The organism is Escherichia sp. E4736, assembly GCF_005781225.1.
Lineage (GTDB): Bacteria > Pseudomonadota > Gammaproteobacteria > Enterobacterales > Enterobacteriaceae > Escherichia.
Map to the genome: position 1 here is coordinate 1 of NZ_VATT01000074.1, position 3,699 is coordinate 3,699.

General features: G+C 54.6%; 1 protein-coding gene and 3 pseudogenes. All 4 read right to left on the minus strand.

Annotated features, from left to right (window positions below; genetic code table 11):
• Positions 1 to 1,834 (minus strand): annotated as a pseudogene (gene vgrG / locus FEK46_RS23280) (type VI secretion system tip protein VgrG); the annotation flags it as partial.
• Positions 1,831 to 2,049: a hypothetical protein gene (locus tag FEK46_RS23285; RefSeq protein WP_135560347.1), complete on the minus strand. Its 219-nt coding sequence runs from the start codon at positions 2,047 to 2,049 to the stop codon at positions 1,831 to 1,833. The gene FEK46_RS23285 and the pseudogene vgrG, both read right to left, overlap by 4 nt.
• A gap of 160 nt (positions 2,050 to 2,209) precedes the next feature.
• Positions 2,210 to 2,344 (minus strand): annotated as a pseudogene (locus FEK46_RS23290) (type VI secretion system tube protein Hcp); the annotation flags it as partial.
• A gap of 47 nt (positions 2,345 to 2,391) precedes the next feature.
• Positions 2,392 to 3,678: pseudogene (locus FEK46_RS23295) on the minus strand (OmpA family protein); the annotation flags it as partial.
• Between the last annotated feature and the right edge of the window lie 21 nt (positions 3,679 to 3,699).

The window sequence follows — 3,699 nt, forward strand, 5'->3', positions numbered from 1 at the left end:
CTGGAGGTCCCTGATTTTGTCGGTCACAAAACTAATCTGGGTATTGATATCAGAGACCAGGGCTCCGGCGGCTTCAGCGGCGCTGTTCAGCGCCTGCATCTGGCTGTTGGCCTGGTTAATCTGACTTATCGCAGGTGCCATTTCCAGTACCGGTCCCTGGGCTTTGGCCTGGGCATCAGCCGTCAGGAACAGCCCTTTTGCCGCACGTACAGCACCATGCTCATCCGTTCGCAGTTCGAAACCGGCTCCGCGCTTTTCACGCTGGCCATTGACCAGGTGTCCCATGTTCAGTTGCGTTTTGCCGCTTGATATGCTCTTCCAGGCGCTTATCCTCCATCCGCAACTTATTGTTCGCAGGAGTGCGCCACACGTTTCGCGTATGGTTGTCACTGGTGACAGGGTCCGGATGTTCTGAGTCGTGCAGGGCATAGGCGATGTAGGGCCGATCCGGATCCCCGTTATCAAAAATGATGGCGACTTCCGTTCCGTCGATAAGCGGTGAGTGGAAGCCGTACGTATCACCGGCATACGGTTTAGCCAGCCGCAGCCACAAACAGGCATAACCCTGTTCAGTACTGTTGCGGTCAAAGTCCAGTTTTACCCGGTAGCGCCCGTCCGGATCGAGCCAGGAACAGGTGTCGCCTTTCTGTGTGCTTTCCACCCGGGCCGGAAGCGAGCCGGATATCACCGGGCGATTGAGCAGCGCCGGACGATAACAGACGGTTTCGCTGTACGGGATGCCTTCAAAGGTCAGAGTAAAGCTACTTTTTCGTGAGCCGCTGGTGCGCACCGTGGTGATGACGATGCCTTCTTTTACGGTGTCGGGAAGCGTTCCGTCAGTTTCCAGTACCTGACCCGGAGCCAGATGAGGACTGGAGGAATGCCCGCTGATGCGATACTGCGCATTCAGAATGCGTTCGTGACGCAGACGGGCGAAGTATGCCCCGGTCTCCGGGCTTTCAGCGTCACCTGCTGTCAGGAAGGGTTCAGCATAATGGTACGTTTCTCCGGTGGTGATCCCTTCTTTGCTGAAAATGCTCTCGACACTGTCCTGAGGTTGTAGCGCTTCACGGTAGTTGTAGTCCCGGGTGGCCACACTTCCGCTCACCACGTTATATGCGGTCTGAATATCCCAGATGCTCTCCTGCCCGCTGTCACTCATCCCGGCCTGGTTGCGTAACGGTAGCGTGACACCAAATTCATACTGCTGCTGGCTGTCCTGGAAAATCACCACGTCCTGTTCAAGACTGCTGTCCATTTCATAGCGCCAGTAAATGCCCACTTCTGCCAGCAGACGCTGGATAAATTCAAGGTCGGTTTCCCGCCACTGGGTGATGAGCTCCCGGGAGGGGTATTCGCGGGAGAGCCGGAACTCAAAATCAGGCCCTTCCAGACCGTGTTTACGCAATACCTGTTCAACCACTTCAGTGACTGACTGATTGAGGTAGATCTCGCTCCCTTTCGTATAGTCCAGAAGGGCAATACGGGGAACGATCGTCAGCGCGTAATGGGTCTCATCATTCGAGGTGGACACGCGGCGAAAGGACTCAACCACGCCAAATACCGTCCTGACCGGCAGGGCCGGAGTTCCGTCAAACACGGGTGTCTGGAAAGTGAATGAAGCGGGCTTCAGCAGTAACGAGTCACAGGCAATATCCGCAGAAGAGCAGGTGACCGCCACGTTATAGCGCCAGGGCTGGCTGAGTGATTCAACGGCGTTGTAACGTAACACATCCAGGAAATGGTCGCATTCATGCACTTCAACCCGGTACCGTGATTGCCCTAAAAGCTGATGTACCAGGCTGGTAGCCTTGTTGTAGAGGGAACTGCTCATGACGGCTCTCCTTCTGCCTGTACATCAAACGCCAGCACAATGCCCTCTCCATCATCCCAGGTCAGTTGTAGCCCCTGCTCCAGCAGTTTCAACAGCCAGTGCTCAGGCGTGATTTCTGTATGCGCACGGGACTGACATAAAAAAGCCGCCCCCTCCAGTACTCTGGCGCAATAAGGGGTAAGTCGTCGTAGCAGGACTGCTGAATGATGTTCCATGTCGTTCCCTCTTGTTCAGGCACGCTACCGCCCCTGGCCGTCAACCGATGCCCATAAGGTTCATGCCGATAAATTGTGAGACTGCTCTGCAAAGCGGCCGTCTGACAGTCTCTGTGCGGATTAAAAAAAAGCGGGCAGAAAGGATCTGCCCGCCAGAGTCTTATGCTGTGGTGCGTTCGTTCCAGGAATCGGAATGAATGATGTTGCCGTCTTTGTAGGTCCAGGTGATTTTTTCGTAGCGCGGCTCGATCTGCTCAAGGTGGTTATGCTTCTTGAAGGAGGCATCCTTAATGTCAGCGCCGCCATCGTCTTTCAGCCACAGATAAACTGGGATTGCCATGTTTACTTCGCCATTTCTTTAGTTGAAATGTCACGTACATCCTGTGACGCATGTTGTGCGCCTGGCAGACGACAGGCGTCAGCCTGCGGTACCAGACTGATCTCGACACGGCGGTTATGCGCACGGCCATCAGGCGTGTCGTTTGATGCAACCGGTCGGCTGTCACCGTAACCCTGCACGTCAATGCAACTTTCCGGTACGTCCCAGGTATCACGCATCCAGTCACGAACGGCCTCCGCTCGTTGTAAAGACAGGGTCTGGTTGAGCTGAACGCTGCCGGTATTGTCTGTGTGGCCACTGACCACGATGAGCCAGCCTGGTCTGGCTTTGATCCCTGCCAGTGCATTGACGAGTATTTTGGTAGAGCCGTCTTTGAGTGCCGATTTGCCGGAATCAAACAGCGACATGCCGTCGAGACGAACAATTTTCGGTACTGGTTTTGGTTTAGATGCTGGTTTTGGTTTTGGTTTAGGTATTGGTGGTGGAGTCCAGGTATCGATAGCCTGTTGCAAGGCCAGCCACAGGCGTAGCCCCGGGTAATAGCCCAGGCTGTAACGCAAAGGCTCTCCCTGACGCAGCCAGCGTTCAAGCAGGAGCGCATCCTGCTTCAGGGCAACCAGTGATTCTGCCTTAGGGCGATAGTGGTTCATCGGGATTGCATTCCAGCGCTGCAAATCGGTGCTCACCTGACAGATCAGGTCATGGTTATTGAGCGCAGAAATACCCAATGCGGTCAGAGCACACACCCACATCAGCAGGACCAGGCGACGGGTACGCTGTCCCCCCTGCACCGTTGATGCAAAAGGTGCCAGCAGCGGCAGAACCGCATCCGGAAATAAACTTACTGGATCTGTCTGCCCAGGCTTTAGGGAAAACTGCAAACAGGTGCGGGAATATAGCCAGTCGGCCCAGACTGACTGGGTTTCGGGAAGGACGGTACCGAGGCGCAGTGCCACGGAAAACGCTCGTTCAGGCGGGGTTAACCGATCAGGTTTCTCAAGCTCATCAGTCAGGGTTTTACGGATAAATGAAAATGCCTGACTGATCACGGGTAGCGCCGTAATATTGTTATTAGCCTGCAACCAGTCGATGAAAGCCTGCGGCGAATCATTTACCGGACATACAATCGGCTTGTCACCACGAACGATTATCCACGGAGTCTCAGGTCCGGAGAATTCGGCACTCACCACAACCGGTAGAGTAAAACCCGTCAGAGTTTTGATTTGTTTACTCTGCTGGCGGAGCGTCTTTAATGTGGAGCGCAGAACAGCTTCATCCTGATGATGGTCTTGTAGTGGATCACAAAATCA